This window comes from Bradyrhizobium sp. Leo170 (assembly GCF_004296405.1).
GTDB lineage: Bacteria > Pseudomonadota > Alphaproteobacteria > Rhizobiales > Xanthobacteraceae > Bradyrhizobium.
Map to the genome: position 1 here is coordinate 1 of NZ_PSRR01000515.1, position 4,030 is coordinate 4,030.

The window sequence follows — 4,030 nt, forward strand, 5'->3', positions numbered from 1 at the left end:
CGTAGTCCCCGGGGACACCGTGAAAGGCTGGCGAAGCGGGATGGTGGACATATTCGGCATGTTCCGAAGGCGCCCTGCGAAACGCAGTTCCGGCTTCGCGCGTTCGCGTGAGGACATCACCGCGCTCGACGATTCCTTTGGCGAAATGCTGACAAGCTCCGTCCGGGATACGCCGCCGGGGGCGCGTGCCGCCCCGATGCCCGGCATGGAACTGCCACATCCGCAACCGGTGCCCGAGCCGCCCAGGGAGGAGAGGCCGCGCCCGCGCGCCGCCAAGCCAGCCAAGACGTCCGCCAAGACCAAGGGCGCCAGTGCCCCGCGCCTGATCCGGCGCCCGGGCTATCTGGCTGTGCATAGCGTGGAAAAGAGTTTCGGCAGCCGCCAAGTCGTGCGCGGCGTCAGCATCTACGTGCGCCGCGGCGAGGCGGTCGGCCTGCTGGGCCCCAATGGCGCCGGCAAGACCACGGTGTTCTACATGATCACCGGGCTGATCAAGGCCGATCGCGGCGCCATCGAGCTGGATGGCCATGACGTCACCAAGTTGCCGATGTATCAGCGCGCCCGCCTCGGCATCGGCTATTTGCCGCAGGAAGCCTCGATCTTCCGCGGATTGTCGGTCGAGCAGAACATCCGCGCGGTGCTCGAAGTGGTCGAGCCTTCAAGGAAGAAGCGCGAGGCGGAACTCGATGCGCTGCTCGACGAATTCAACATTACGCGGTTGCGAAAGACACCATCGATCGCGCTATCCGGCGGCGAGCGCCGCCGCGTCGAGATCGCCCGCGCACTGGCGACGCGGCCCAATTACATGCTGCTCGACGAGCCCTTCGCCGGCATCGACCCGATCGCGGTCGGGGACATCCAGGATCTGGTCCGTCACCTGACCAATCGCGGTATCGGGGTGCTTATTACCGACCACAATGTGCGGGAGACGCTCGGCCTGACCGACCGCGCCTACATCGTTTACGCCGGGGAAATCTTGACGGAAGGCAGCCCGGATGAGATCGTGAACAATCCGGATGTCCGCCGGCTTTACCTTGGCGAAGAATTCCGCCTCTAGCCCTTTTTCCGATCCGTCAAGCCGTGTACATCGGCCTTGGACTAGGCTAAGCAAGAATCGAGCCAACTTCTTTATTGGACCGTTCTTGCCTCCATGGCACTGACCCAGAGATTAGAGTTCCGCCAGTCGCAGTCGCTGGTGATGACGCCGCAGTTGATGCAGGCGATCAAGCTGCTGCAACTGTCCAATCTGGACCTCTCGGCCTTCGTGGAGGAGGAGCTGGAACGGAACCCATTGCTGGATCGCGCCAGCGATGGGCCGGAACCGCCGGTGGCGGGCGAGCCCGCCACGGAGCGGCAGGAGTTTTCCGAGGCTGATGGTTCCAGCTACGGCGACGAAGCCGGTGGCGAGGCGGCGAGTTCCGCCGACGGCTTCGAGCCGAGCCAGGAGGAATGGCTGAACCGCGATCTCGGCAGCCGCGCCGAGATCGAGCAGACGCTCGATACCGGCCTCGAAAACGTCTTCTCCGAAGAGCCGGCGGAGGCTGCCGAACGCGCCGCGAAAGACGCGGCTCCGACCTCCTATACCGAATGGGGCGGCGGCGCCTCGAGCGATGAGGACTACAATCTCGAAGCCTTTGTCGCCGCCGAGCTGACGCTGGCCGACCATCTCGCCGAGCAGCTTGCGGTCGCCTTTACCTCACCGTCCCAGCGTATGATCGGGCAATATCTAATCGACCTCGTCGATGAGGCCGGCTACCTGCCGCCGGATCTCGGCCAGGCAGCGGAGCGGCTCGGTGCGCCGCAGCACGAGGTCGATGCAGTGCTCTCGGTGCTGCAGAAATTCGACCCCCCCGGCGTCTGCGCGCGAAACTTGAGCGAGTGCCTGGCGATCCAGCTCCGCGAGCTCGATCGCTACGACCCGGCGATGCAGGCCCTGGTCGAACATCTCGATCTCCTCGCCAAGCGCGATATCGCATCCCTGCGGAAGCTGTGCGGCGTCGACGACGAAGACATCACCGACATGATCGGCGAGATCCGCCGGCTCGATCCGAAGCCGGGCCTGAAGTTCGGCTCGTCGCGGACGCAAACCATGGTGCCGGACGTCTATGTGCGGCCGGGGCCTGATGGCGGCTGGCATGTCGAGCTCAATAGCGACACGTTGCCGCGTGTCCTGGTGAACCAGACCTATTATGCCGAATTGTCAAAGACGATCCGGAAGGACGGCGACAAGTCCTACTTCACGGATTGCCTGCAGAACGCGACTTGGCTGGTGCGCGCCCTTGATCAGCGCGCCCGCACGATCCTCAAGGTCGCAACCGAGATCGTGCGCCAGCAGGACGGCTTCTTCACCTACGGCGTGGCGCACTTGCGGCCGCTTAATCTCAAAGCCGTGGCGGATGCGATCCAGATGCACGAATCGACGGTGTCGCGTGTGACCGCCAACAAATATATGGCCACCAATCGCGGCACTTTCGAACTCAAGTACTTCTTCACGGCATCGATCGCCTCCGCCGACGGCGGCGAGGCGCATTCGGCCGAAGCCGTCCGTCATCACATCAAGCAGTTGATCGACGCCGAATCGCCGTCCGCGATCCTCTCTGACGATACGATCGTGGAACGATTGCGCGCGTCGGGCATTGATATCGCCCGCCGCACCGTCGCGAAGTATCGCGAAGCGATGCGAATTCCTTCCTCGGTGCAGCGCCGCCGCGACAAACAGAGCATGCTTGGACACGCCCTTTCAGCACCTGCTTCCTCTCCAGACCGGTCGCGCGATACCGCACCGGTGTAATTGCGTTCGCGTTAAATCGCGCTAGTCTTGGTACCCCTCCGAAGCGATCGGGGGTTTCATAAGGCATAGAGGCACGCAATGACCCTTCGAATCTCGGGAAAGAGCATCTCAATCGGCGAGGCGCTTCGCGCACGCGTGAACGAGCGCACCGATGAGGTTCTGAAGAAGTATTTCGACGGCAACTATTCCGGCCATATCACGCTGAGCAAGGACGGCTTCGGCTTCCGCACCGACTGTGCGCTGCACCTGGATTCCGGGATCACGCTGGAAGCGGATTCGAACGCCCCCGACGCCTATGCCAGCGCCGACGCCGCGCTCCTGATGATCGAGAAGCGCCTGCGCCGCTATAAGAGCCGGCTGAAGGACCGCTCGGCCCGCAAGGCCTACGCGGCCTCCGCCGCCCTTGCCGAGCTCAACGGCGTTCCCCTGGATGCGCCAAGCTATGTGATTGAGGCGCCGGCGGAGGGCGAAGGGGAAGTCACCGAATACAGTCCCGTGATCATCGCCGAGGCGACCACCTCGCTGAAGCGGCTGTCGGTCAGCGAGGCGGTGCTGGAATTGGACCGGACCGGCGCAGCCTGCCTGGTCTTCCAGCACGGTGGTAGCGGCCGTGTGAACATCATTTACCGCCGCGCGGACGGCAATGTAGGCTGGGTCGATCCCCCCGTGGTTAATCCATAATGGTTATGCCGTTCCGCATTGACGTGCCCCCTGGCCGTCCCTATGGTCCGCGGCCCTTAAGCATAGGCTCAAGGGAACTGGCCGGCAGGAGTTGGCACGGCTCATGCCTTGGAGTAGAAGCCGCCCGATCGGGATCTGGGCCAAAAAGCCGCTTCCCGATTCATCTTCTTGACGCCTGCGCCTGACAACCTATTTCGCAACTTGACGGTTCACTTCACCCTCGGAACGCCCCATGACGATTACCGATCTGGTCGCACCCGAGGCGATTCTCCCGGCGTTGAAAGTCATCAGCAAGAAGCAGGCGCTGCAGGAGCTCGCCGCGCGGGCCGCAACTCTTACGGGGCAGAACGAACGTTCGATCTTCGAGGTATTGCTGCAGCGCGAGAAACTGGGCACCACCGCGGTCGGTTACGGCGTCGCCATTCCCCACGGTAAATTGCCGAAATTGGAAAAGCTGTTCGGCCTGTTCGCGCGCCTGGAGCGCCCGATCGATTTCGAGGCGATGGATGGCCAGCCGGTCGACCTCATCTTCCTCCTGCTTGCCCCCGAAGGCGCCGG

The 4,030-nt window shown here is 63.4% G+C and carries 4 protein-coding genes; all 4 read left to right on the top strand.

Annotated elements, in window-relative coordinates:
* Positions 1 to 40 precede the first annotated feature (40 nt).
* A complete protein-coding gene (gene lptB, locus CWO89_RS41600; RefSeq protein WP_130584033.1) occupies positions 41 to 1,057 on the top strand; it encodes an LPS export ABC transporter ATP-binding protein in 1,017 nt (338 codons plus the stop codon).
* A gap of 93 nt (positions 1,058 to 1,150) precedes the next feature.
* On the top strand, positions 1,151 to 2,791 hold the full coding sequence (gene rpoN, locus CWO89_RS41605; protein ID WP_130584034.1) for an RNA polymerase factor sigma-54: 1,641 nt from the start codon (positions 1,151 to 1,153) through the stop codon (positions 2,789 to 2,791).
* A gap of 78 nt (positions 2,792 to 2,869) precedes the next feature.
* A complete protein-coding gene (gene hpf / locus CWO89_RS41610; RefSeq protein ID WP_130584035.1) occupies positions 2,870 to 3,472 on the top strand; it encodes a ribosome hibernation-promoting factor, HPF/YfiA family in 603 nt (200 codons plus the stop codon).
* Positions 3,473 to 3,704: 232 nt separating this feature from the next.
* A partial coding sequence (locus tag CWO89_RS41615) for a PTS sugar transporter subunit IIA (protein WP_130584036.1) occupies positions 3,705 to 4,030 on the top strand: 326 nt, incomplete at its 3' end.

What these genes read in the sequence shown, in the direction of transcription:
- hpf (WP_130584035.1), top strand. Translation starts at nt 2,870, where the DNA reads ATGACCCTTCGAATCTCGGGAAAGAGCATCTCAATCGGCGAGGCGCTT.
- rpoN (WP_130584034.1), top strand. Translation starts at nt 1,151, where the DNA reads ATGGCACTGACCCAGAGATTAGAGTTCCGCCAGTCGCAGTCGCTGGTG.
- lptB (WP_130584033.1), top strand. Translation starts at nt 41, where the DNA reads ATGGTGGACATATTCGGCATGTTCCGAAGGCGCCCTGCGAAACGCAGT.